This window comes from Bradyrhizobium sp. SZCCHNRI3043 (assembly GCF_032377735.1).
Taxonomy (GTDB): Bacteria; Pseudomonadota; Alphaproteobacteria; order Rhizobiales; family Xanthobacteraceae; genus Bradyrhizobium.
Map to the genome: position 1 here is coordinate 39,257 of NZ_JAUHID010000022.1, position 22,841 is coordinate 62,097.

Annotated in this window: 19 protein-coding genes; 12 read left to right on the forward strand and 7 right to left on the reverse strand. The window is 65.9% G+C overall.

Features of this window, described 5'->3' with window-relative positions:
* Positions 1 to 24: 24 nt before the first annotated feature.
* From ilvD to QX124_RS28375, 5 genes are all read left to right on the forward strand, one after another.
* Positions 25 to 1,731 (forward strand): dihydroxy-acid dehydratase, encoded by a 1,707-nt coding sequence (gene ilvD, locus QX124_RS28355; protein WP_315798904.1) that lies wholly within the window; start codon positions 25 to 27, stop codon positions 1,729 to 1,731.
* Positions 1,732 to 2,019: 288 nt separating this feature from the next.
* On the forward strand, positions 2,020 to 2,865 hold the full coding sequence (locus QX124_RS28360; protein ID WP_315773045.1) for an ABC transporter ATP-binding protein: 846 nt from the start codon (positions 2,020 to 2,022) through the stop codon (positions 2,863 to 2,865).
* On the forward strand, positions 2,862 to 3,638 hold the full coding sequence (locus QX124_RS28365) for an ABC transporter permease (protein ID WP_315773047.1): 777 nt from the start codon (positions 2,862 to 2,864) through the stop codon (positions 3,636 to 3,638). Before QX124_RS28360 ends, QX124_RS28365 begins: the two co-directional genes overlap by 4 nt.
* Positions 3,635 to 4,396, forward strand: a complete 762-nt coding sequence (locus tag QX124_RS28370; RefSeq protein WP_315773049.1) for an ABC transporter permease — start codon at positions 3,635 to 3,637, stop codon at positions 4,394 to 4,396. Before QX124_RS28365 ends, QX124_RS28370 begins: the two co-directional genes overlap by 4 nt.
* A 33-nt stretch (positions 4,397 to 4,429) precedes the next feature.
* Entirely contained in the window at positions 4,430 to 5,476 is a 1,047-nt protein-coding gene (locus QX124_RS28375; protein ID WP_315773050.1) for a peptidase M29, read from the forward strand.
* A 1,055-nt stretch (positions 5,477 to 6,531) separates the two neighbouring features.
* Here QX124_RS28375 and QX124_RS28380 read toward each other — a convergent pair.
* The 5 genes from QX124_RS28380 to QX124_RS28400 are packed head-to-tail and all read right to left on the reverse strand — an operon-like array spanning position 6,532 to position 12,259.
* The gene (locus QX124_RS28380) at positions 6,532 to 7,518 is read right to left on the reverse strand and encodes a 3-hydroxybutyryl-CoA dehydrogenase (protein ID WP_315773051.1); all 987 of its coding nucleotides are present in this window, start codon (positions 7,516 to 7,518) and stop codon (positions 6,532 to 6,534) included.
* Entirely contained in the window at positions 7,515 to 8,609 is a 1,095-nt protein-coding gene (locus tag QX124_RS28385; RefSeq protein WP_315773052.1) for an NAD/NADP octopine/nopaline dehydrogenase family protein, read from the reverse strand. Before QX124_RS28385 ends, QX124_RS28380 begins: the two co-directional genes overlap by 4 nt.
* A gap of 19 nt (positions 8,610 to 8,628) precedes the next feature.
* A complete protein-coding gene (locus QX124_RS28390; protein ID WP_315773054.1) occupies positions 8,629 to 10,143 on the reverse strand; it encodes a class I adenylate-forming enzyme family protein in 1,515 nt (504 codons plus the stop codon).
* A gap of 2 nt (positions 10,144 to 10,145) precedes the next feature.
* Complete coding sequence (locus tag QX124_RS28395; RefSeq protein WP_315776321.1) at positions 10,146 to 11,432, reverse strand: acyl-CoA dehydrogenase family protein; 1,287 nt, start codon at positions 11,430 to 11,432, stop codon at positions 10,146 to 10,148.
* Positions 11,432 to 12,259 carry an alpha/beta hydrolase gene (locus QX124_RS28400; RefSeq protein ID WP_315798905.1) on the reverse strand — a complete coding sequence of 276 codons (828 nt, stop codon included), beginning with the start codon at positions 12,257 to 12,259 and terminating at the stop codon, positions 11,432 to 11,434. Before QX124_RS28400 ends, QX124_RS28395 begins: the two co-directional genes overlap by 1 nt.
* 168 nt (positions 12,260 to 12,427) lie before the next feature.
* Here QX124_RS28400 and QX124_RS28405 point away from each other — a divergent pair, with 168 nt between their 5' ends.
* The 4 genes from QX124_RS28405 (at position 12,428) to QX124_RS28420 (ending at position 17,806) form a co-directional block, all read left to right on the forward strand.
* Complete coding sequence (locus QX124_RS28405; protein WP_315741174.1) at positions 12,428 to 13,189, forward strand: SDR family oxidoreductase; 762 nt, start codon at positions 12,428 to 12,430, stop codon at positions 13,187 to 13,189.
* 42 nt (positions 13,190 to 13,231) lie between these two features.
* The gene (locus QX124_RS28410) at positions 13,232 to 14,068 is read left to right on the forward strand and encodes an enoyl-CoA hydratase family protein (protein WP_315741175.1); all 837 of its coding nucleotides are present in this window, start codon (positions 13,232 to 13,234) and stop codon (positions 14,066 to 14,068) included.
* Positions 14,069 to 14,155: 87 nt separating this feature from the next.
* A complete protein-coding gene (locus tag QX124_RS28415) occupies positions 14,156 to 16,504 on the forward strand; it encodes a bifunctional salicylyl-CoA 5-hydroxylase/oxidoreductase (RefSeq protein WP_315798906.1) in 2,349 nt (782 codons plus the stop codon).
* 54 nt (positions 16,505 to 16,558) lie between these two features.
* Complete coding sequence (locus QX124_RS28420) at positions 16,559 to 17,806, forward strand: flavin-dependent oxidoreductase (protein ID WP_315798907.1); 1,248 nt, start codon at positions 16,559 to 16,561, stop codon at positions 17,804 to 17,806.
* A gap of 114 nt (positions 17,807 to 17,920) precedes the next feature.
* Here QX124_RS28420 and QX124_RS28425 read toward each other — a convergent pair whose 3' ends face one another.
* Together QX124_RS28425 and QX124_RS28430 are read right to left on the reverse strand one after the other, a co-directional pair.
* Entirely contained in the window at positions 17,921 to 18,379 is a 459-nt protein-coding gene (locus tag QX124_RS28425) for a cupin domain-containing protein (RefSeq protein ID WP_315741178.1), read from the reverse strand.
* A 21-nt stretch (positions 18,380 to 18,400) separates the two neighbouring features.
* Positions 18,401 to 19,585 (reverse strand): ABC transporter substrate-binding protein, encoded by a 1,185-nt coding sequence (locus tag QX124_RS28430; RefSeq protein ID WP_315798908.1) that lies wholly within the window; start codon positions 19,583 to 19,585, stop codon positions 18,401 to 18,403.
* Between the two features lie 305 nt (positions 19,586 to 19,890).
* Between QX124_RS28430 and QX124_RS28435 the strand changes: the two genes are divergently transcribed.
* From QX124_RS28435 to QX124_RS28445, 3 genes are all read left to right on the forward strand, one after another.
* Entirely contained in the window at positions 19,891 to 20,385 is a 495-nt protein-coding gene (locus QX124_RS28435; RefSeq protein ID WP_315741180.1) for a MarR family transcriptional regulator, read from the forward strand.
* 165 nt (positions 20,386 to 20,550) lie between these two features.
* On the forward strand, positions 20,551 to 22,236 hold the full coding sequence (locus QX124_RS28440) for a benzoate-CoA ligase family protein (RefSeq protein ID WP_315798909.1): 1,686 nt from the start codon (positions 20,551 to 20,553) through the stop codon (positions 22,234 to 22,236).
* A gap of 21 nt (positions 22,237 to 22,257) precedes the next feature.
* Positions 22,258 to 22,704, forward strand: coding sequence for a RidA family protein (locus QX124_RS28445; RefSeq protein WP_315741182.1), 447 nt, complete (start codon positions 22,258 to 22,260; stop codon positions 22,702 to 22,704).
* The last annotated feature ends 137 nt before the right edge of the window (positions 22,705 to 22,841 follow it).

The window sequence follows — 22,841 nt, forward strand, 5'->3', positions numbered from 1 at the left end:
GCGGCTTCACGCGGAGCCTTGTCGATGAGGAAGCTGCGATCGCGTGTGACGGTGGAAGGGCTCGATCGCGCTCCGCACCGGGCCTTCATGCGCGCGATGGGGCTGGACGATGCCGACATCGCCAAGCCGATGATCGGCGTCGTTAGCCAGAAGGGCGAGCAGACGCCCTGCAACATGACGCACGATTTCCAGGTCGATGCGGCGAAGACGGGCGTCTCCGAAGCTGGCGGCACGCCGCGGGAATTCGCGACCGTCTCGGTCTCCGACGGCATCAGCATGAACCATGAGGGGATGAAGTTCTCTCTGTTCTCGCGCGAGCTGATTGCCGACTCCATCGAGGCCGTGGTCCATGGCCTGGCCTATGACGCGCTGATCGGCTTCGGCGGCTGCGACAAGACCCTGCCCGGCGTCATGATGGGCATGGTCCGCTGCAACGTTCCGTCGATCTTCATCTATGGCGGCAGCGCGCTGCCCGGCAAGTACCGGGGCAGGACGCTCACGGTGCTCGACTCGTATGAAGCGGTCGGCAGCTACATGACCGGCGAGATCGATGCACAGACGCTCGAAGGCATCGAGCGGTCCTGCCTCCCGACGATCGGCGCCTGCGCCGGACAGTTCACCGCCAACACCATGGGCATGCTGTCGGAGGCGATGGGCCTGTCGATGCCCAACGTCTCGATGATCCCCGGCGTCTATGCCGAGCGCGCGCACGTCGCGCGGCAGGCCGGACGCCTGATCATGCAGATGCTCGCGCATGGCGGCCCGCTGCCGCGCGACATCGTGACCCGGAAGGCGCTGGAGAACGGGGCGGCCATCGTCGCGGCTACCGGCGGCTCCACCAACGCCGCGCTGCATCTGCCGGCGATCGCCAATGAGGCCGGCATCCGCTTCACCCTCGACGATGTCGGTGAGGTGTTCGCGCGCACGCCGCTGATCGGCAATCTCAGGCCGGGCGGCAAGTACACGGCGAAGGACGTCTACGACATCGGCGGCGCCGCCGTGGTGATCCGCGCGCTGATCGAGAGCGGCCACATCGACGGTTCCTGCATCACGGTCACCGGCCGCACGCTGGCCGAGGAATATGGCGCGGCCAATGCGCCGGACGGCGAGATCGTGTTCAGCCCGGCCAAGCCGATCATGGCGGATGGCGGCGTGGCCGTCCTCAAGGGCAACCTCGCGCCCGACGGCGCCGTCATCAAGATTGCCGGCCTCAAGAACCTGGTGTTCGAGGGCCGTGCGCGGGTGTTCGAGGACGAGGAGGCCTGCGTCGCCGCGGTCCGCGCGCGCAGTTATCAGGCGGGCGAGGTGCTGATCATCCGCAACGAAGGTCCGGTCGGCGGTCCGGGGATGCGCGAGATGCTCGGCGTCACCGCGCTGATCTATGGCCAGGGCATGGGCGAGAAGGTCGCGCTGATCACCGACGGCCGCTTCTCCGGCGCCACCCGCGGCATGTGCATCGGCTATGTCTCGCCGGAAGCCTTCGTCGGCGGTCCGCTGGCGCTGGTGCAAGACGGCGATCCGATCCGCATCGATGCCAAGGCGCGCACGCTCGATGTGCTGCTTGATGACGTTGAGCTGGCTTCGCGCCGCAAGCACTGGACGCAGCGGCCGCCGCGGCACCGCGCGGGAGCGCTGGCGAAGTATGCGAAATTGGTCGGGCAGGCGCCGCTCGGCGCCGTCACGCATGAGGGACCGGCCGAATGGCCCTGGTTCGATCAGGAGCAGCAATGAGCGGCGCGCGTGGGACGATTGGCAGGGTTCTTGCTAATCTTTCCAGGTCCCCGTCATTCCGGGGCAATCGTCGAGGCGCAGACGCGAAGCGGTTGCGCTTCGATGATTGAACCCGGAATCTCGAGCTTGTTGAGCATGACGCAAGGCAATCTCGAGATTCCGGGTTCAAGGCCTTTCGGCCTTGCCCCGGAATGACGGCGGATGTGGTTTAAAACGATCGTCTGCGGCAGTCTTCATGCCTGATATCACGGAGCCTCTAAGCGTGCTGCATCGGAAAGAGAAGCCGACATGGGCGTGACCCCGATCCGACCCGGCCAGCTCGCGGGCGCTCCGCTCGGCCGCCGCGCGGCCACGCCGATCATCGAGATCGATCACGTGTCGCAGGTGTTCAAGACGTCGTCGCGCCGCGACCACACCGCGCTGTCGGACATTTCGCTTTCGGTCGGCGAGGGCGCCTTCGTCTCCATCCTCGGGCCCTCCGGCTGCGGCAAGTCGACCTTGCTCTACATCGTCGGTGGCTTCGTCAGCCCCACCAAAGGCACGGCGAAGATGAAGGGCAAGCCGATCAGCGGTCCCGGCACCGATCGCGGCCCGGTGTTCCAGGAGTTCGCGCTGTTTCCCTGGAAGAGCGTGCTCGGCAACGTCATGTATGGTCCGCTGCAGCAGGGCAAGAAGCCGGCGAAGGCCGAGGCGCTCGCGCGGACTTTGCTCGCCATGGTCGGACTTACCGGCTTCGAGAAATTCTATCCCAAGGAGCTCTCCGGCGGCATGAAGCAGCGCGTCGCGCTCGCCCGCACGCTGGCCTACGGGCCGGAGGTGCTGCTGATGGACGAGCCGTTCGGCGCGCTCGACGCGCATACGCGCACGCGGCTGCAGAACGACCTGCTCGACATCTGGGAGCGCGACCGCAAGACGGTGCTGTTCGTGACCCACTCGGTCGAGGAAGCCGTGTTCCTGTCCGACAAGGTCGTGATGATGTCGCGCTCGCCTGGCCGCATCCGCGAGGTGATCGACATCGACCTGCCGCGCCCTCGACGCCGCGAGGAGCTTCTGCTGGACCCGCGCTACCAGAAATACATCGTCGACATCGAGCGCATGTTCGACGATTCCGGTGACAACGAGCTGCCGTCATGAACGGCCTGCTGAAGCCGCTCGCGCCGGTGCTGGCTTGCTGCGGTCTGCTGCTGGCGTGGCAGCTCGCCTCGCTCGGACTGAAGAACGACAGCTTTCCGACCGCGCTGGAATCGCTGCGTGCGATCCCGCCGATCCTCACCGACAAGGACTCCCTGATCAACATCCTGGCCTCGCTGCGGCGGATGGCGATCGGCTTCGCACTGGCGCTTGCGTTCTCGATTCCGCTCGGGTTGCTGATGGGGCGCAGCCGGTCGACCGCCGCCTTCTTCAACCCGCTGCTGATGCTGATCTACCCGGTGCCGAAGGCGGCGCTGATGCCGATCATCATGCTGTGGCTCGGCGTCGGAGACATCTCCAAGACGCTGGTGATCTTCCTCGGCGTCAGCCTTCCGGTGATCTACCACAGTTTCGAGGGCGCCAAGGCGGTCGAGGAGAAGATGCTGTGGTCGGGCGCGGCGATGGGGCTCTCGGCCGGCGAGCGCCTGCTGCGCATTGTCCTGCCCGCGGCGCTTCCGGAGATCCTCACCGGCTGCCGCACTGGAATCGTGCTGGCGCTGATCACGATGGTGACGAGCGAGATGATCGCGCGGCAATCCGGCGCCGGCAACATCCTGTTCAACGCGCTCGACATGGGCCAGTACGACACGGTGTTCGCGATGATCATCATCATCGGCGCCATGGGCATCTGCCTCGATGCGGCGTTCGAGGTCGTCAGGCGCTGGCTGGTGCGCTGGTCCGAGCCGCAGTTCGACATGCCGCTGAGCTTCTCATGACGCGCACCTCCAACGACATCCTCCTTGGCGCCGCGCCGATCGTGCTGGTCCTGCTGCTGTGGCAGGGGCTGGTGTCGTTCGGCTATGCGCCGCCGACCCTGCTGCCGCCGCCGGGGCAGGTGTTTTTGCGGATGGGCCAGCAGCTCACCAGTGTCACGTTTCAGCAGGACATCGCGGCAACGCTGTTCCGGCTGTTCGCCGGCTTTGCGATCGCCGTGGTGCTCGGTGTTTCCCTGGGAATTGCCGCCGCAGTGAGCCCGCCTGTCAATGCCGCCGTCAAGCCGATCGTGCGCGTGCTGGCGCCGCTGCCGAAGGTCGCGCTCTATCCGGCGTTCCTGCTGCTGCTCGGCTTCGGCCACGAATCCAAGATCATGCTGGTGGCCGCGGATGCGCTGTTTCCGATTCTGCTGTCGACCTACTACGGCGCGACGACCGTCGAGCAGAAGCTGATCTGGTCGGCGCTCGCCGCCGGCACGCCGCCGCGCGACGTCTTGTGGAAGGTGGTGCTGCCGGCCGCGATGCCGTCGATCCTGACCGGCTGCCGCATCGGCCTCGTGATCTCCTGCATCGTCGTGTTCCTGGCCGAGATGATCACCTCGACCGACGGGCTCGGTCACGTGCTGGTGACCGCCGCGCGCACCTTCCAGGCTGTCGACATGTTCGTGCCGCTGATCACGATCTCGCTGCTGGGCCTCATTCTCAACGGCCTGTTGCAGGGCCTGCGCGCGTATCTGCTGCGCGGCTTCCCCTCAGTCTGATAACAACACCAACAACAATCGGGAGAACGTACCATGCTGGCGGATCGCATCGAGGCGAAATGGATCGACGCATTCTGCGAGATCTTCGAGCGCTGTGCCGTCAAGGCGGGTGACACCGCCGCGATCCTGTCGGAAACGCAGTCGCGCGCCCTCAACGTCCACCTTGCGGAGTTGGCGCTGTTGCGGATGGGGGCGCGTCCGTTCCATGTCGTTGTGCCGACCCCGCGCAACCGCCATCCGGTGCCGGTGCGCTCGACCGGTGCGTCGGAGGCGATCGGCAAGCTCGGGCCGGTGGTCTCAGCGCTGCAGCAGGCCGGCTTCGTCGTCGACTGCACCATCGAAGGCTTGATGCATGCGGTGGAGACGCCGGAGATCCTGAAAGCCGGCGCGCGCATTCTCGTGATCTCCAACGAGCATCCCGAGGCGCTCGAGCGCATGGTGCCGGACTCGGCGCTCGAGAAGCGGGTGCGCGCCGCCGCCAAGATGCTGCGCGGCACCAAGCGGATGCGCGTGACCTCGAAGGCCGGCACCGATCTCGACGTGATCATGGAGGGCGCCTCCACCGTCGGCGTCTGGGGCTGGACCGACCGTCCCGGCACGCTCGCGCATTGGCCGGGCGGCATCGTCGTCAGCTTCCCCAGGAGCAAATCGGTCAACGGCACCATCGTGATGGCGCCCGGCGACATCAACCTCACCTTCAAGCGCTATCTCACCTCACCGGTGACGATGACCCTCTGCGACGACTACGTCACCGGGCTGGACGGCGAGGGCGCCGATGCCGCGATGATGCGTTCCTATCTCGCCTCCTGGGGCGACCGCGAGGCCTATGCGGTGTCGCATGTCGGCTGGGGCATGAACCCCGGCGCGCGTTACGAGGCGCTGACCATGTACGACCAGCGCGACACCAACGGCACCGAGCTGCGCGCCGTTCCCGGCAATTTCCTGTTCTCCACCGGCGCCAACGAATTCGCCGGCCGCTACACGGCCGGGCATTTTGACCTGCCGATGATGGGCACCACGATCGAACTGGACGGTGTGGCCGTGATCAAGGACGGCGTGCTGCAGGACGTGTTCGGGTAATTCTCCGGGTCGTCGCTCGCGAGTGGGCGCCACGGCGGCAGTCTACTCCCCTCCCCGCAAGGGGGAGGGGAGCGCACCGTCACATGAGGGGCAGGTCGCCCCACAATGGCGAAGCGTCCGCGATGCAGAATTGTGTCGAGCGAGTTCTGAAAAAAATAATTCACTTGCCATTTTCCGGAAATTGTGGTTCTCTCTCGCCATCCCGCCTCACTGCGGAGGGGCGTTGCGCGCGATCGTCACGACACGCGAGGCGGGGAGCGATGGCCGCGAGAGATCGCAGCGTCCTCTCGCGAGGGCGCCGACGAACGATCGATTGCGGACGTGAAGTCGCAGCGTCCTGACACCCCGAAGCTGGTGTCCAGCGCAATGCGCCTAAAGCGCATTGTCGCCATGGTGGCCAACAAGCCCGGCGCACCAGGGAGACTGCGTATAAGCGTGAAGCCCATCGCGCAGGGAATGCCGGAGTGTTCGGCTGCACCTGTGGTACCTGCCGCCTGCATTCTTCTTCGCAGGCGGGCCACGGGTGAGGCCTTCACCCGGCATTCCCTGCGCCCTCTGCATTTGAAGAGGGACGAACTGATCGCAACGCTCGGGCGCAAATGCGCCGCGAGAACGAGACGTCATGCCGCCCGCTGTTTGACCCGTGTATCCGATCCCCCCACCATTGTCGTCCTGGGCAAGCCGTGACGCGCAAAGCGCGTCGCGGCGCCGACCCGGGATCCATACTCCGCGGCAGTCATTGTTTTGCGAGATGATCGACGCGCGTCCCCAAACTCCTCCCTGGGGTTATGGGTCCCGGCGCTCGCCGGGACGACGGCGGAGTTTGTTGATGCAGTTGCAGTTGATACCCGCAAAGGGCCGGCAGCGACACCGCTGTAGGGTGGGCAAAGCAGCCGCCCGCAGGGCGGTTGCGTGCCCACCGTGCATCCAGGCATGCGGAGCGACATGGTGGGCACGGCGCGCGATGGAGCGCAGCATGAGGCGCGCAGTGTCGCCTGCGCGCCTTTGCCCACCCTACGGCTATGCGCCACGCGACGATCAGCCTCGCTGCGTGCTCAATCCACAACCGGCGGCCGGGCGAGCTTGAAATGCCGCAGCATGTCGACCAGCGCGCCGAGCCGCTGCTCGCGATAGGCTGCGACATCCATACCGGAATAATCGAGGAATCCGGCGCCGGTGCGCAGGCCGATGCGGCCCTCTGCCATGTTGCGCTCGATCACGTCGGGCGCGCGATAGCGGTCGCTGTGGAGCGCGCCCTCGAGATAGCGGCTGGCGTAGTAGAGGATGTCGCCGCCGCCCCAGTCGATGAATTCGAGCAGGCCGAGCACGGCGTAGCGGAAGCCGAAGCCGTAGCGGATCGCCTTGTCGATCTCCTCGGCGCTGGCGACCCCTTCGCCGACCATGCGCGCCGCCTCATTCATGGCGAGCGCCTGGATGCGCGGCACGATGAAGCCCGGCGTGGCCGCGCAGACCACCGGCACCTTGCCGATGCCTTCGAGCAGTGCCTTCAGCCGCGCCGTGACATCGGGATCCGTCGCCTGGCCCGGCGAGATCTCGACCAGCGGGATCAGATAGGCCGGGTTGAGCCAGTGCGCATTCAGGAAGCGCTCAGGCCGCTCCACCGCACCGGAGAGATCGTCGACCAGGATCGTCGAGGTCGTCGAGGCGATGATCACGTCGGGCGCGACCGCGCGCGACGCTGCCCCGAGCACCTCGCGCTTGAGGTCCACGATCTCCGGCACGCCCTCGAACACCAGGGTCGTCTGCGCCAGCACATCGCCGCTCGCGCTGGCCGGCGCGACGGTGATTTTGCCCATCAGCTTTTTGGCATCGGCGGCTTGCAGCATCCCGAGCCGCGCCAAGGTCGCGAACGTCGCGCCGACCTCGCCGAGCGCGTCGCGCTCGAGCCCGGCGAACTCCTCCGGCCTGCGCGACTTGATGTCGATCATCGTCACGGGATGGCCGGCATAGGCGAAGGCCACGGCGATGCCGCGGCCCATGCGGCCGGCGCCGAGGCAGGCGATATGACCGCGCGCGCTCATTGAGCAAATCCATCACGCAGCAGCGCCTGCAGCGCGGTCCGGTCGAGACCACCAAGGCCGAGGCGGGCGAGCGTGCGCCCCGTTGCCACGAAATCCTCGCCGCAGATCGCACCGCCGATGGCCAGGAAGGCGCGGGCGAGCGGCGTCGGCGTGCCGCTCAGCTCGGCGGCCGAGATCAGGAACGACAGGCCGAGCCTGAGATCTTCGCGCATGTAGCGGTGCTGCGTCAGCACGAGCTGCTCGCGCCAGTCGCCGGAATCGGTGAGCCGGTCATGCGAGCCGCGGCCATACATCCAGATCTCGCCCTCCCTGGCGTAGTGATGCGCCAGCGGAAAATGTGGCGCGCCGTAGCCGAGCGCTTCGCGCACCGCAATCCGCTCCGCATCGAGCGCATCGGTGACGCGGCGGATCGAAGGTTGCGTGCCCTCCTTGTGGATGTCCCAGCGCTCGAAATGCTCGATCGGACCTGCATTCATCACGATCAGCGGCGGATGGATGATGCAGCCGGCATTCATCAGCGCGCCCGACAGCGCGTCGCCACAGGGCTCGATCACGTCGGGGAAGGCGCGGCCGATCACAGCCAGCGCGTGCTCGGCCGTCTTCGAAGGAAACACGCCGACCGGCAGCCGCTTGGCCCGGATGGTGATCGCGACCTCGAACGGGCCGTGCTTGCGCGTCAGCCAGGGCAGCGTGCCGGTCTCGGCGTAGCTGACGTTGGCTTGATTGCCGGCATCACGCGCGGCCGCCGCGAAGATCATCGTGCCGAAGGTCGCCGGCGGCAGGAACACGACCTGACCGTCGACGAGATGCGGCGCAAGTTGGTGCGCGATGGCTGCCTGCGCGAAGGCCGGTGCCGGGCAGAGGATCAGCTCGGCGCCATAGACGGCCTCGCCGATATCCGTCGTGACCAGCGCCAGCCTGGCCTCATGACGGCCATTGACGTCCTTGACGATGATCGTCGAGCCCGCCGCGCGATGCTGCGCGACAGCGTCCACATCGCGGCGCCACAGCCGGACCTCGTGACCTCCGAGCGCGAAATCGCCTGCCGCTGCAAAGGAGCCGTTGCCGCCGCCAAGCACTGCAATTTTCAAGAGCGCGTCTCCATGCCGATCATTTGGGGCCATCGATCTGGCGCAGCAGATGGTGCTGCACCTTGCCGAGCGCAGTGCGCGGCAGGTCGTCGACGAACACGATGTCGCGCGGCACCTTGAAGCGCGCGAGCTGCGCCTGCAGATGCGCGCGCAAGGTGTCCGCATCGAGCGCGCAGCCCTGGCGCTTGACGACGAACGCTACCGGCACCTCGTCCCAGCGCGGATCGGGCCGGCCGATCACGCCGCATTCGACGACGTCGGGATGCTCGCCGAGCACGCGCTCGATCTCGGCCGGATAGACGTTTTCGCCGCCGGAGATGATCATGTTGTTCTTGCGCTCGAGCACGAAGAAGTTCCCCTCCGCATCGCGCTGGGCGATGTCGCCGGTGCGGTACCAGCCGTCATGGATCGCCTGCTGCGTGACTTTGGCGTTGCCCCAATATTCGAAGAACAGATTGGGCCCGCGCACGGCGATCTCGCCCGCTTTGCCCGCCGAAAGCTCGTCGCCGTCCTTGTCGATGATCTTGGCTTCGCAGCACAGCCCGGGCAGGCCGGTGGAGCCTGCGCGCGAGAGGTCGCCGCCGAGCCGTGTGTAGACCGCGATCGGACAGGTCTCGGTCGAGCCGTAGACCTGCAGCACCGGCACGCCGCGTGCGGTGATGCGTTCGATCAGCGCCGGCGGCACGATGCTCGATCCGGTCGCAACAGCTCTCAGCGAGGACAGGTCCGTCGCGTTCCAATCGGGATGCTCGGTGACGGCCTGAATGGTTGCCGGCACCAGCACGGTCAAAGTCGGCCGTTCGTTGACGATCGCCGCCAGTGTCGAATCCGGCGTGAAGCGGGCGTGCAGCGTAACGGTGGCGCCGTGATGCAGCGCCGGCGTGGTCTGGATGTTGAGGCCGCCGACGTGGAACAGCGGCAGCACCGTCAGCACGTGATCGTCGGAGGTGAGGCCATGCATGTGCTGGCTCATCACCCCGTTCCACAGCAACGCCTCCTGGCGCAGCACCGCGCCCTTCGGCCGGCCCGTGGTGCCCGAGGTGTAGACGATCAGCAGCGGGCAGGAGAGGTCGATGTGCGGGTTGCGATCATCGCCGTGACCGCGGCCCAGCAGATCGTCGATCTGCAATCCGCTCGACGGCGCAAAGTCGATGCCGACCGGCACGGTCTCCGGATGGCTCTCGGCGAGCGCCGGCAGCACCGGCGCAAAGGCCTGCTCCAGCACCAGCACCTTGGCGGCAGCATCCGAGAGAATGAAGACCTGCTCGGCCACCGCCAGCCGCCAGTTCAGCGGCACCAGGATCGCGCCGAGTCGCGCACAGGCATAGAGCAAGACCAGATAGTCCGGCCGGTTGAGGCTCAAAATCGCGACGCGGTCGCCGCGTCCGACGCTGAACTCGGATTTCAGCGCCCGCGCTGTCCGCGCTATGCGCTCGCTGAAATCGGCATAGCTCAGCGTCCTGCCTTCGAAGTGGATCGCCGGCTTGTCCGGCGTGAACGCCGCGTTGCGCTCGATCAGGCTGCAGAGGTCCACGCTCAGTCGTCCGTCTCGCCGGGCTCGTACAGTGCCTCGCGGCCGATGCGGTCGAGGCACAATTCGGCGGTCCAGGGCAGCATCAGGGAGCCGCAACGGCTGTCGCGATAGATGCGCTCCAGCGGCAGCGTCTTCAGCATCGATTGTCCACCGCATGTGCGGATGGCGAGCGCCGCCAGATCATTGGCCCCCTCCATCACCGAGTACTGCGCCGCATAGGCGCGCAGCACCTGCTCCTTGCTCGGATTGGCTCGCGCCTCGGTGACGGCCTGGAACCAGATTCCCTTGATCTGCTCCAGCTTGATCTGCATCTGCGCGACCGCGATCTGCTTGGTCGGGTACATCCGCCGCTTGACCGGCGGCATGCCCGGCACCTCGCCGCGCAGATATCTGACGGTGAAGTCATACGCAGCCTGCGCCAGCCCCATATAGGTCGGCGACAACGTCATGAACATGTGCGGCCAGCGCATCGCCGCCTGGAAATAGACGCCGCGCGGCATCAAGGCGGCGTCCTCCTCGACGAAGACATCCTTGAAAAGCAGCGTGCGTGACACCGTGCCGCGCATGCCCAGCGGATCCCAGTCGCCGACGACAGAGACGCCCTCCGTTTTCGCCGGCACCGCGAGATAGAGCGTGTTGCGGCGGGACGCCTTCTCGCCCTCGCTGACCTCGGTGCATAGCACACCATAATAGTCCGCGTGTCCGGCGAGCGAGGCGAAGATCTTCTTGCCGTTGACCAGCCAGCCGCCCTTGACCGGCTTGGCCTCGGTACCGAACGCGACGCCGCCCGCTGCCGCCGCGCCACCCTCCGAGAAGGGCTGCGAATAGATCGCGCCGTCGTCGACGATGCGCTTGTAGTGGATCGCGCGCCGCCGCTCGTGCTCGGCGCGGACGTCCTCGTCCATGTCGAGATCGTCGGCGAGCGGTCCGGACCATAAGGTCGAGCAAACGTGCATGTTCCAGGTCAGCGCCGTGGCGCCGCAATAGCGACCGATCTCGGCGGCGGTGAGTGCGTAGGTCTGGTAGCCCGCGCCGAGGCCGCCGAGAGCCTTGGGAACGGAGATGCCGAGCAGGCCCGCGCGATGCAGGTCCTTGTAGTTTTCAGTCGGAAAGCTCGCCTCGCGATCCCAGGTCGCGGCGCGGCCCGCCAGCACGCTCTGCCCGAGTTCCCGGGCCCGTGTGATGATGTCGGCCTGCTCGGCCGTGAGCCGATATGCGGCCGGATCGAACATCGGCGCATCGAGGGCTTCGCCGGAGGCCATCGCCGTCTTCTGGACCGGGATCGTCATCATCTCTCCGCTGTCGCTGGTGTTGCATGTGTCATCAGGAACGTATCGAGTGCGGCGTTGAACTGGCCGGGCCGTTCGAGATTGACGAGATGGCCGGCGCCCTGAAGTTCGACGTAGTCCGACGAGGGAATGAAGCTCGCCATCTTCTCCATCATCGGCGCTGGCGCGTTGCGATCCTTCGAGCCCGAGAGCACCAGCGTCGGCACCTTGATGTCCTTCAAGGCTTGTCGCCGGTCGAAACCGAGCAGGGCCAGCATGCTGGCGCGATAGCTTGCCTCGGGTACACCGGCCATGCAGGAGGTTGCAATTTCAAGGCCGCGCGGATCGGGATCGTCGCCGACCAACTCCTTGACCAGGTCCGGCGCCAGCGACGCCATCGTCGCGCCCCGATCGAGCGGTCCGAGACGCGCCTCGATGAACGACTTCTGCCAGTCGCCGTCGGCCTTGCCGAAGGCCGGGCTGGTCTGAGCCAACACCACGGCCGACGCGGCCTGCGGATGCGTCGTCAACCATTCCTGTACGATCATCCCGCCGATGGAATGACCAACGAGGATCGGCTGCTTGGCGCCGATCTGGCTCAGGAAATCTTGAAGCGCAGCGGCGAGCGTGGTGATGCTGGCCGTCTCGAGCCGGGCGGATTGGCCATAGCCTGGCATGTCCCAGGCCACCGCATGGCGGCGCTCGCCGAAATAGTCGAGCTGACCGCGCCAAGCGCGTGCCGCGCCGCCGATGCCGTGCAGGAACACCACGGTCTGCCGCTCGGGCGCCCCCGACGCCTCGTAGCCGAAGCGGCCGTCCTTCGTGGTGGTGATTTGCGACGCAGGCACGCAGACCTCCGAGATATGCCTGATACCGCTACGCTGCTCGCTCCAGGCCCTTGAACGCTAGTCGCGGCAACCGGGGTGTCAAGGCGCTTCGGGCGTGTTGTTGCAAAAATTTGAAGTTTAAAATAACTTCGAGGCCGCGATCGTATTGCAAGAGATGAGGAGGCGCGCGTGTCGGGATTGCCTGCAGCTGCGCATGCGATGGTGACGGGCGGCGGACGCGGCATCGGCCGCGAGATCGCGCAAGCCCTGAAGCTTGCCGGCGCAACCGTGACGATCGTCGGGCGCAACGGCGCAACGCTCGATGAGGCGATCGCAGCCGGCTGCGCCGATTACGCCGCCATTGCCGATGTTGCCGATCAGGCCGCGCTGAACGCGGCCGTTGCCGCCGCTGTTGCGCGCCAGCCGATCGACATCCTGATTGCCAATGCCGGAAGTGCCGAGTCCGCCCCGTTCCTGAAATCGGATGCCGCGCTGTTCCGTCGCATGATCGACATCAATTTCATGGGTGTCGTGCATGCCGTGCAGGCAGTGCTGCCGGCGATGAGGGCAAAGTCCTATGGCCGCGTCGTTGCGGTCGCGTCCACGGCAGGGCTCAAGGGCTATCCTTACGTCAGCGCCTACACCGCAGCGAAGCATGCTGTCGTCGGCCTGACGCGCTCGCTCGCGCTGGAGCTGGCTGCGACGCGTGTGACAGTCAACGCAGTCTGCCCAGGCTTCACCGATACGGATCTCGTCGCCGACAGCGTGGACAACATCATGAAGAAGACCGGCCGCAGCCGGGAGCAGGCGATCGCCGAGCTTGCCAAGCATAATCCGCAGGGGCGGCTCATCATGCCGCAGGAAGTTGCTGATACCGTGCTGTGGCTGTGCGGCAGCGGTGCCGGTGCGATCACGGGACAGGCGATCGCTGTGGCCGGCGGCGAGGTGTAGACCGTAACGCCCAACGATAAGATTTGAAGGAAGGAAGCTGACATGTCGAGACACGCCAATCCCGTCACCGTGCCGTTGGCGGACTACAAGCCCAGCCATTTCCTGCTCGCGGTCAAGGATCGCGTCGCGACCGTGACGTTGAACCGGCCCGAGCGCAAGAACCCGCTGACCTTCGAGAGTTATCGCGAACTGACCGACTTCTTTCGGGCCTGCGCGTTCGACGACGACGTCAAGGCGATCATCGTGGCCGGTGCAGGCGGCAATTTCTCGTCCGGCGGCGACGTGTTCGAGATCATCGGTCCGCTGGTGAAGATGGACACCAAGGGTCTGACCGCCTTCACCCGGATGACCGGCGATCTCGTCAAGGCGATGCGGGCCTGTCCGCAGCCGATCGTCGCGGCGGTCGAAGGAATCTGTGCAGGCGCTGGCGCGATCGTTGCGATGGCCTCCGATATCAGGCTGGCTGCAACCGGTGCCAAGGTCGCGTTCCTGTTCAACAAGGTCGGCCTTGCCGGTTGCGACATGGGGGCCTGCGCGATCCTGCCGCGCATCATCGGTCAGTCCCGCGCGTCCGAACTGCTCTACACCGGCCGCTTCATGAGTGCCGACGAGGGCGAGCGCTGGGGCTTCTTCAGCCGCATCGTCGCACCCGCCGACGTGCTGGCGCAGGCCGTGGTGTTGGCAACCGAGATCGCGAACGGCCCGACTTTCGCCAACACGATGACCAAGCGCATGCTGGCGATGGAATGGGCGATGTCGGTCGAGGAGGCGATCGAAGCCGAGGCAGTTGCCCAGGCCTTGTGCATGACGACGGAGGATTTCAACCGCGCCTTCGAGGCCTTCGCGGCCAAGTCGAAGCCGGTCTTCCAGGGCAATTGACAAGCGGAGGGAACCGAAGGGGCTTGCCAGGAGATATTTTAGGGTTAAAATAATTTCGGTTGGCTCGGCACTCCAGCGGAGGCGCTCATGAAGATCGCGATCATCGGCGGCGGACCCGCCGGTCTCTATGCGGCGATACTGCTCAAGAAGCAGCGGCTCGGCGCCGACATCGCGGTCTACGAGCGCAACCGCGCCGACGACACGTTCGGATTCGGCGTGGTGTTCTCCGATGCCACGCTCGACAATTTCGAGAAGCATGACCTGCCGAGCTACCAGCGGATCACCCAGGAATTCGCCTACTGGGATGATATTGCCGTGCATTTCCGCGGCACGGTCCACCGGGTCGGCGGCAATGGTTTCTGCGGCTGCTCGCGCCGCACGCTGCTGCGAATCCTGCAGGAGCGAGCGCGCGAGCTGGGCGTGACCCTGCAGTTCGAGGTCGACCTCGAGGACGAGTCGCAATTCGCTGATGCGGATCTCCTGATCCTGTCTGACGGCATCAACAGCCGCTTCCGCCAGAAATACGTCGATCACTTCCAGCCCGAGGTCGATCTGCGCGCCAACAAGTTCGCGTGGATGGGATCGACCAAGCCGCTCGACGCCTTCACCTTCATCTTCCAGGAGACGGAGTGGGGCCCGTTCATCGCGCACGCCTATCAGTACGAGACGGGCCATTCGACCTGGATCTTCGAGACCGATCCAGAGACCTTCGAGCGGGCCGGCCTGACCGGGCTCGATGAGCGGCAATCCGCCGACCGCATGAAGGAGATCTTCGGCTGGTTCCTCGGTGATCATCCGCTGCTGATCAACCGCTCGATGTGGCGCAACTTCCCGATGATCCGCAACAAGCGCTGGGTCAAGGACAACATGGTGCTGCTCGGCGACGCCAAGTCGACCGCGCATTTCTCGATCGGCTCGGGCACCAAGCTCGCGATGGAAGACGCGATCGCGTTGGCTGACGCCATGCAGCGCGCGCCCAGTATTCCGGCCGCACTGGATCTTTATGAGCATGGCCGCCGCGAGGAGGTCGAGAAGACGCAGCATGCCGCCGACGTGTCGCTGGTCTGGTTCGAGCACGTCGACCGCTTCTGGGATTTCGATCCGGTGCAGTTCGCGTTCGGCGTGATGACGCGCTCGAAGGCGATCACCTACGACAATCTCACCTTGCGCGCGCCGGATTTCGTGGCCGAGGTCGACAAGGCGTTCGCGCGGCAGGTTCGCGCGAAGGGCTTCGACGTCGACGTCGAGAAGCCGGTCGCGCCGATGTTCCAGCCGCTCAAGCTGCGCGAGATGACGATCGCAAATCGCGCGGTGCTGTCGCCGATGTGCATGTACTCGGCGGCGGAGGGTGTGCCCGGCGATTTCCATCTCGTGCACTATGGCTCGCGCGCGATCGGCGGCGCCGGTCTGCTGTTCACCGAGATGACCTGCGTCAGCCGCGAGGCCCGCATCACGCCCGGCTGCGCCGGTCTGTGGAACGACGCGCAGGAGGCCGCCTGGAAGCGCATCGTCGATTTCGTTCACGCCAACTCGCAAGCCAAGTTCGCGCTGCAACTTGGCCATGCCGGACGCAAGGGCGCGACCAAGCTGATGTGGGACGGCATGGACCGGCCATTGGAGCAGGGCGGCTGGGACATCGTGTCGGCGTCGCCGCTGCCGTACTTCCCTGACAGCCAGGTGCCACGCGAGCTCGACCGCGCGGCGATGGACGCGATCAAGGCCGATTTCGTCGCCGCGGCCGAGCGTGGCGAGCGCTGCGGCTTCGACATGCTCGAGCTGCACTGCGCCCACGGCTATCTGCTGGCGAGCTTCATCTCGCCGTTGACCAACAAGCGGACCGACGCGTATGGCGGCGCGCTGGAGAACCGGCTGCGCTTCCCGCTGGAAGTGTTTGCCGCGATGCGCGCGGCGTGGCCGGCGCACAAGCCGATGTCGGTGCGCATCTCCGCCACCGACTGGGCCGAGGGCGGCGTCGCTGGTGACGACGCGGTGCTGATCGCCCGCGCCTTCGGCGAGGCGGGCGTCGATCTCGTCGACGTCTCGACCGGTCAGACGGTGCGCGAGGCCAAGCCGATCTACGGCCGCATGTTCCAGACGCCATTCTCCGATCAGGTCCGCAACGAGGCCCGCGTCGCCACCATGTGCGTCGGCAACATCACCTCGGCCGATCAGGTCAACACCATCCTTGCCGCCGGCCGCGCCGATCTCGTCGCGCTCGGCCGCCCGCATCTGGTCGACCCCGCCTTCACCATGAAGGCCGCGGCCTGGTATGGCGCCGACATGTTCTGTCCGCCGCAATATCTGCCGGGCAAAGAGCAGATCTTCCGCAACAGCGTGCGGGAGCGGCAGGATTTCGAGGAGCTGAAGATTAAGGCTAAGCCGAAAACGCGGGCGGAGCTGAAGGCCGAGGCTGCGAAGCCGCTTGCGGCGGAGTAAGCCGCTGTGCCACGCTGCGGCCAGGTACGTCCTGAGCGAGTGGAGTAGGGCGCGATGAAGGCGATCATCGTTGGCGGCGGTATCGGTGGATTGACCACGGCGCTGATGCTGCGGGCGCGCGGCATCGACTGTGAGCTGTTCGAGCAGGCGGATGCGATCCGCGAGCTCGGCGTCGGCATCAACACCCTGCCGCACGCGATCCGCGAGCTCGCCCAGCTCGGACTGCTCGACCGGCTCGACCAGGTCGCCATCCGCACCTCCGAGCTGTTCTACCTGACTCGGCGCGGCCAGGAGGTCTGGCACGAAGCGCGTGGGCTCGACGCCGGCCATGACGTGCCGCAATTCTCGATCCACCGCGGCCGGCTGCAGAGCGTGATCCACCAGGCGGTGGTGGAGCGGCTCGGGCCGGAGAAGGTCCACACCGGCTGCCGGCTCGGCGCCTTCACCCAGGACGAGGGCGGGGTCACCGCCTATTTCTTCGATCGCACCGGGTCTCATGTCCACACCGTCCGTGGCGACGTGCTGATCGGCGCCGACGGCATCCATTCCAAGGTCCGGCAGACGCTGTTCCCCAACGAGGGCGCGCCGTGCTGGAACGGCCTGATGCTGTGGCGCGGCGCCACCGACTGGCCGGTGTTTTTGACCGGGCGGTCGATGATCATCGCCGGCGGCCTGAACGCCAAGGCGGTGATCTATCCGATCGCCGAGGGCTCGAGCCCCGCGACCCGCCTCACCAACTGGGCCGTGCTGGTGCGCATCGGCGATGCCAACACTGCGCCGCCGCGGCGTGAGGACTGGTCGCGGCTCGGCAAGACGGACGAGCTGATGCCGCATGTCAACGGCTTCTCCATTCCCCAGGTCGACTTCGCCGCGATGGTGCGGGCGACGCCGGAGTTCTGGGAATATCCCTGCTGCGACCGCGATCCGCTGCCGATCTGGTCGAGCGGCCGCGTCACCTTGCTCGGCGATGCCGCGCATCCGATGTACCCGGTCGGCTCCAACGGCGCCTCGCAGGCCATTCTCGATGCCCGCGCGCTCGCCGATGCCTTGGCCTGCTCCGAGCATCCGCGCCAGGCGCTGATGGCCTATGAGCAGAAGCGGCTGCCGATGACCGCCGAGATCGTCGCGTCGAACCGCCGCGGCGGCCCCGAGGGCGTCATCGATGCCGTCGAGCAGCTCGCGCCGCAGGGCTTCACCGATATCAACACCATCCTCAACTACGAGGCCCGCGAGGGCATCGTGCGCGGCTATGCCAGCCGGGCCGGCTTTGCCGCGCGGATGGTCACGCGGCAGGCGTCGTAGCAACTATCTGAGACTGCCCGAACGGCTGCCCCTCCAGCCCTCTCCCCGCGAGGACGGGGAGAGAGAGCGCGCTGCGTTCTGCGCGACAGTTCGAAAACAAGCGCCAGATCCGGCTCACGCCCCCGGAGGCGGCGGCAGGAAGTGGATGTTGTGCTCGGCGGCGAGCTTCACCACGTCGTCCGGATTCTGCTCGCGCATGTTGTGGATCGCCCAGAACAGGTCATAGAGCCGGCGCGTCGGTGACACCCAGAACAGCGTCTTCGCGGTCTGCTGCGACTTGTTGAAGATGCCGTGCGGCTTGCCCATCGGCAGCCGCACCGTGTCGCCGGCGGTGGCGTATTCCTCGGCGCCGTCGAGGAAGAAGTCGAGCCGGCCTTCGAGGATGTAGAGATATTCGTCCTGGTCGGGATGGATGTGCGGCGGCACGAAGGTGCCGACCGGGAACGTCGCATGCCAGGAGAAGCTGTGCTCGGTGCGGTTCTTCGGCACATAGATCTGGCCGAGGATGTTCCAGGAGATGCCCTGGATGCCCTCATTGGCCCGGGTGATGCCGGCGATTTCCGGATGGCTCATGTTGGTTTTCGCTCCCTGTTCTTACTTGGCCACGCAGTCCTTGGCGTAGCGGTCGGCGTAGTTCTCGAACACCTTCTGCACGATCTCTGTCTGGAACTTGCCGTCCGGGCGCTTGGCGACCTTGGTCAGATAGAAGTCCTGGATCGGGTAGCCGTTGGTGTTGAACTTGAAGTTGCCGCGCAGCGAGGCGAAATCGGCCTTCTTCAGCGCCGCGGCCACGGCGTCCTTGTTACTGAGGTCGCCGCCGACCGCCTTTACGGCGCTGTCGATCAGCAGCGCGGCGTCATAGGCCTGCATGGCGTAGGTGCCGGGCACGCTGTTGTAGGCGGCCTCGTAACCGGCGACGAACTTCTTGCTCTGCGGATTGTCGAAATTCGGTGCCCAGTTCGCGCCGCCGAACATTCCGACCGCGGCATCCTGCTGCGCAGGGAGCGTGGACTCGTCGACGGTAAAGGCGGAGAGCACCGGGACGCTGTCGGCAAGGCCCGCCTGCTTGAATTGCTTGACGAGGTTCACGCCCATGCCGCCCGGCATGAAGGTGAACACGGCGTCCGGCTTTTGCGAGGAGATCTTGGACAGCTCGGGCTGGAAGTCGAGCGTGTTGAGCGGAACGTAGGACTCTTCGACGATCTCGCCCTTGTAGTCGAGCTTGAAGCCGGCGACGCTATCGCGCCCGGCCTGATAGTTCGGCACCAGCAGATACATCTTCTTGTAGCCGCGGTCCTGTGCGACCTTGCCGAGAACCGCGTGCACCTGGTCGTTCTGGTACGACGTCACATAGAAATAGGGGCTGCACTCCTTGCCAGCGTAGCTCGACGGACCGGCATTCGGGCTGATCAGGAAGGTCTTGTTCTCCGTGATCGGGCGGTGGATCGCCTGCAGCATGTTGGAGAAGATCGGGCCGACGACGAAGTCGACCTTGTCGCGCTCGAGCAGGCCCTTGGCCTTGGTGATCGCGGCGTCCGGCTTCAGCTCGTCGTCGGCGACGATCACCTCGACCTCCTTGCCGCCCATCTTGCCGCCGAGGTCCTTGATCGCGAGGTTGAAGCCGTCGCGGACCTGCCCGCCGAGCGCGGCGGCCGGCCCCGAGAGGGTGACGATGACGCCGATCTTGATCTTGTCGGCGGCCAGCGCCGGCTGCGCCAGCAGGCACGCGACGACGCCAAGTCCAGCGCCGAGACCGACCAGCTTCGAACTCACTTTCATGACAACTCCCCCGGATGCGGAAATTCAGGTTTATGTTTTTTGCACCTGACCAGATGATGCGTCAGACCGCAGCTTGGTCTCAAGCCTAGTCCGATGACGCCCTTACCCGCAAGCGAGCTGCTGGCGGAAAGGGCGGTTTCGGCGTGCATGCAAGCAGCACGCCAATTGCTTGAAGGTTAAAGGAATTGCCGTTTTTCATCCTCCGCTACAAGGGACGGTACGTTTTTCCTTGCTCCCGGAAGGTCCTGAAGGTCAAACTCGCGAGCCTCGCTGGACGAGGCTGAACGTGCCCAAGTGATTCCGTCATGACGCTTGATTCCGAGACCAAGGCCGTCGAGCTGCCCGAGGACCATGCCGAGGAGCTGCGGCTGTGGCTGCGCCTGCTCACCTGCACGACCCTGATCGAGGGCGAGATCCGCAGCCGGCTGCGCGAGCGCTTCGACGTGACCCTGCCGCGTTTCGACCTGATGGCGCAGCTCGACAAGGCGCCTGATGGCATGACCTTGTCCGATGTCTCCAAGCGCATGATGGTTTCGAATGGAAACGTGACCGGGCTGGTCGAGCGCCTGGTCGAATCCGGCCATCTCGATCGCCGCACTTCGGAGACCGATCGTCGGGTTCAGGTGATCCGCCTGACCAAGCTCGGCCGCGCCGAATTCCGCAAGATGGCGGCCGAGCACGAGACCTGGATCGCGGACATCTTCGGCGATCTCACGGAGAAGGACGTGCGTGAGCTGATGCGGCTGCTCGCCAAGACCAAGGGATCGGCGCAGAAAGCCGTGCAGCGCCGGCAGGATTGACGCGAGCCTGACAGGACGTCGCAGGCGGCGCTGCCGCGCGCGGCAAACGCTCAAACAATTTGCTGGCAGTGCACAATCTTCGGCTCTTGCGTCCAGATGTTTTAAGTCTAAAATGTTTAGGACTGAAACGTACCGGGCGTCTTTCCTTTCAGACAGGAGCCTGTGATGGCCACCGCCGCCAAAGCTCAACTTCCGGACAGCGCAAAGGCGCGTAGCGCCCATGTCGACACCTTCGCTCAGGACAATCTGCCGCCGCGCGAGCTGTGGCCCGACTTCGTGTTCAGCCGGCCCGAATTCGACTATCCGCCACGCCTGAACTGCGTGACGCATTTCGTCGACCGCTGGGTCGAGGAAGGGCGGGGCGATGCGCCCTGCATCATCAGCACCGAGGTCAGCTACACCTATTCCGAGCTGCAGGCCCTGGTGAACAAGATCGCCAACGTGCTCGTCAGCAAGCTCGGCCTGGTGCCCGGCGGCCGCGTGCTCTTGCGCTCCGCCAACAACCCCATGATGGTCGCGACCTATCTCGCCGTCATCAAGGCCGGCGGCATCGTCGTCGCCACCATGCCGCTGTTGCGCGCAAAGGAGCTGTCCTATCCGATCCAAAAAGCGCAGATCGCGCTGGCGCTGTGCGACGGCAAGCTCGCCGACGAGATGGAAAAGACGCGCGCGGTCGCGCCGGCGCTGAAGCGGGTCGTCTACTGGGGCAATGGAAAGCCCGACTCGCTGGAAGCGCTGATTGCGGATGTCAGCCCTGAGTTCACCGCGGTCGATACCGCCTCCGACGATCTCTGCCTGATCGCGTTCACCTCTGGCACCACCGGTGACCCCAAGGGCACCATGCATTTCCACCGCGACATGCTTGCGGTCTGCGACGGCTATGCCCGTAACGTGCTGCGCGCCAGCCAGAGCGATCGCTTCATCGGCACGGCCCCGCTCGCCTTCACCTTCGGCTTCGGTGGCGTGCTGTTTCCGATGCATATCGGCGCGTCCTATGTCGTGCTGGAGAAGACGACGCCGGACGATCTGTTGTCGGCCATCGAGCGCTACAAGGCGACCGTCTGCTTCACCGCCCCGACGGCGTATCGCGCCATGCTCGGCAAGCTCGAAGGCCGTGACATCTCCTCGTTGCGCAAATGCGTTTCCGCTGGCGAGACGCTGCCCAAGCCGACCTTCGATGCCTGGCTCAAGGCGACAGGTCTGAAGCTGATGGACGGCATCGGCTCCACCGAGATGCTGCACATCTTCATCAGCGCGGTCGAGGACGAGATCCGCCCCGGTGCCACCGGCAAGCCGGTGCCGGGCTACGAGGCCAAGATCGTCGACGACGAGGGCCGTGACCTGCCGCCGGGCACGATGGGACGGCTCGCGGTGCGCGGGCCGACCGGCTGCCGCTATCTGGCCGACGAGCGTCAGCGCAAATACGTCCAGAACGGCTGGAACGTCACCGGCGACACCTACGTCATGGATGCGGACGGCTACTTCTGGTACCAGTCGCGGTCGGACGATATGATCGTGTCGTCCGGCTACAACATCGCCGGCACCGACGTCGAGGCCGCGCTGCTGACGCATCCCGCGGTCGCCGAATGCGGCGTGGTCGGTGCGCCCGACGAGGCCCGCGGCATGGTCGTGAAGGCCTATGTCGTGCTGGCGCCGGGTGCGGAAGGCACCCCGGCGCTGGTGGCCGAGCTGCAGGAGCATGTCAAACGCGAGATCGCGCCGTACAAATATCCGCGCGTGATCGAGTTCGTGACGCAGCTGCCCAAGACCGAGACCGGCAAGCTGAAGCGGTTCGCCCTGCGCGCGATCGCACAGGCCGCCGCTGCGCCATCGTCGGGCACGGGCGCGTAGCAGAGACAGGGAGAGACGTTCGTGAGCACGACCAAAGCGCCCACGCTCGCCGTGGTGAAGCAGGAGGAGGGCGAAGGCCTGCGCGTCCTGCAGCCGAGCGGCTGGCCGATGCCGAAGGGCTATGCCAACGGCATCAGCGCGGACGGACGGATCGTCGTGACCGGCGGCGTCATCGGCTGGGATGCGAACGAGACGCTGGCCGAGGGCTTCGTGGCGCAGGTGCGGCAGGCGCTGCAGAACATTGCCGCCATCCTGGCCGAGGGCAACGCCGGACCGGAGCATCTGGTGCGGCTGACCTGGTACGTCGTCGACATGGACGAGTATCTCGCCAACCTGAAGGATCTCGGCAGGATCTATCGCGAGATCTTCGGCAGCCACTATCCGGCGATGGCGCTGGTGCAGGTGGTGCGGTTGGTCGAGAAGGCCGCGCGCGTCGAGATCGAGGCGACCGCGGTGGTGCCGCGCTGAAGGCGACGTTCGAGCGGGAGGCGCGAGACCATGGAGATCTCCGTAAAATGCTGCGAAGCCGGGCTCCGCCGTGCGCATGCGTTCCTCCCACCGGTCTGGGCTCGGAGATAATTGAAGCAAAATCCGCGACGCGGTTT

Coding starts and splice junctions, on each gene's coding strand:
- ilvD (WP_315798904.1), top strand. CDS start 25: ATGAGGAAGCTGCGATCGCGTGTGACGGTGGAAGGGCTCGATCGCGCT.
- QX124_RS28360 (WP_315773045.1), top strand. CDS start 2,020: ATGGGCGTGACCCCGATCCGACCCGGCCAGCTCGCGGGCGCTCCGCTC.
- QX124_RS28365 (WP_315773047.1), top strand. CDS start 2,862: ATGAACGGCCTGCTGAAGCCGCTCGCGCCGGTGCTGGCTTGCTGCGGT.
- QX124_RS28370 (WP_315773049.1), top strand. CDS start 3,635: ATGACGCGCACCTCCAACGACATCCTCCTTGGCGCCGCGCCGATCGTG.
- QX124_RS28375 (WP_315773050.1), top strand. CDS start 4,430: ATGCTGGCGGATCGCATCGAGGCGAAATGGATCGACGCATTCTGCGAG.
- QX124_RS28380 (WP_315773051.1), bottom strand. CDS start 7,518: ATGAGCGCGCGCGGTCATATCGCCTGCCTCGGCGCCGGCCGCATGGGC.
- QX124_RS28395 (WP_315776321.1), bottom strand. CDS start 11,432: ATGACGATCCCGGTCCAGAAGACGGCGATGGCCTCCGGCGAAGCCCTC.
- QX124_RS28410 (WP_315741175.1), top strand. CDS start 13,232: ATGTCGAGACACGCCAATCCCGTCACCGTGCCGTTGGCGGACTACAAG.
- QX124_RS28415 (WP_315798906.1), top strand. CDS start 14,156: ATGAAGATCGCGATCATCGGCGGCGGACCCGCCGGTCTCTATGCGGCG.
- QX124_RS28420 (WP_315798907.1), top strand. CDS start 16,559: ATGAAGGCGATCATCGTTGGCGGCGGTATCGGTGGATTGACCACGGCG.
- QX124_RS28425 (WP_315741178.1), bottom strand. CDS start 18,379: ATGAGCCATCCGGAAATCGCCGGCATCACCCGGGCCAATGAGGGCATC.
- QX124_RS28430 (WP_315798908.1), bottom strand. CDS start 19,585: ATGAAAGTGAGTTCGAAGCTGGTCGGTCTCGGCGCTGGACTTGGCGTC.
- QX124_RS28435 (WP_315741180.1), top strand. CDS start 19,891: ATGACGCTTGATTCCGAGACCAAGGCCGTCGAGCTGCCCGAGGACCAT.
- QX124_RS28440 (WP_315798909.1), top strand. CDS start 20,551: ATGGCCACCGCCGCCAAAGCTCAACTTCCGGACAGCGCAAAGGCGCGT.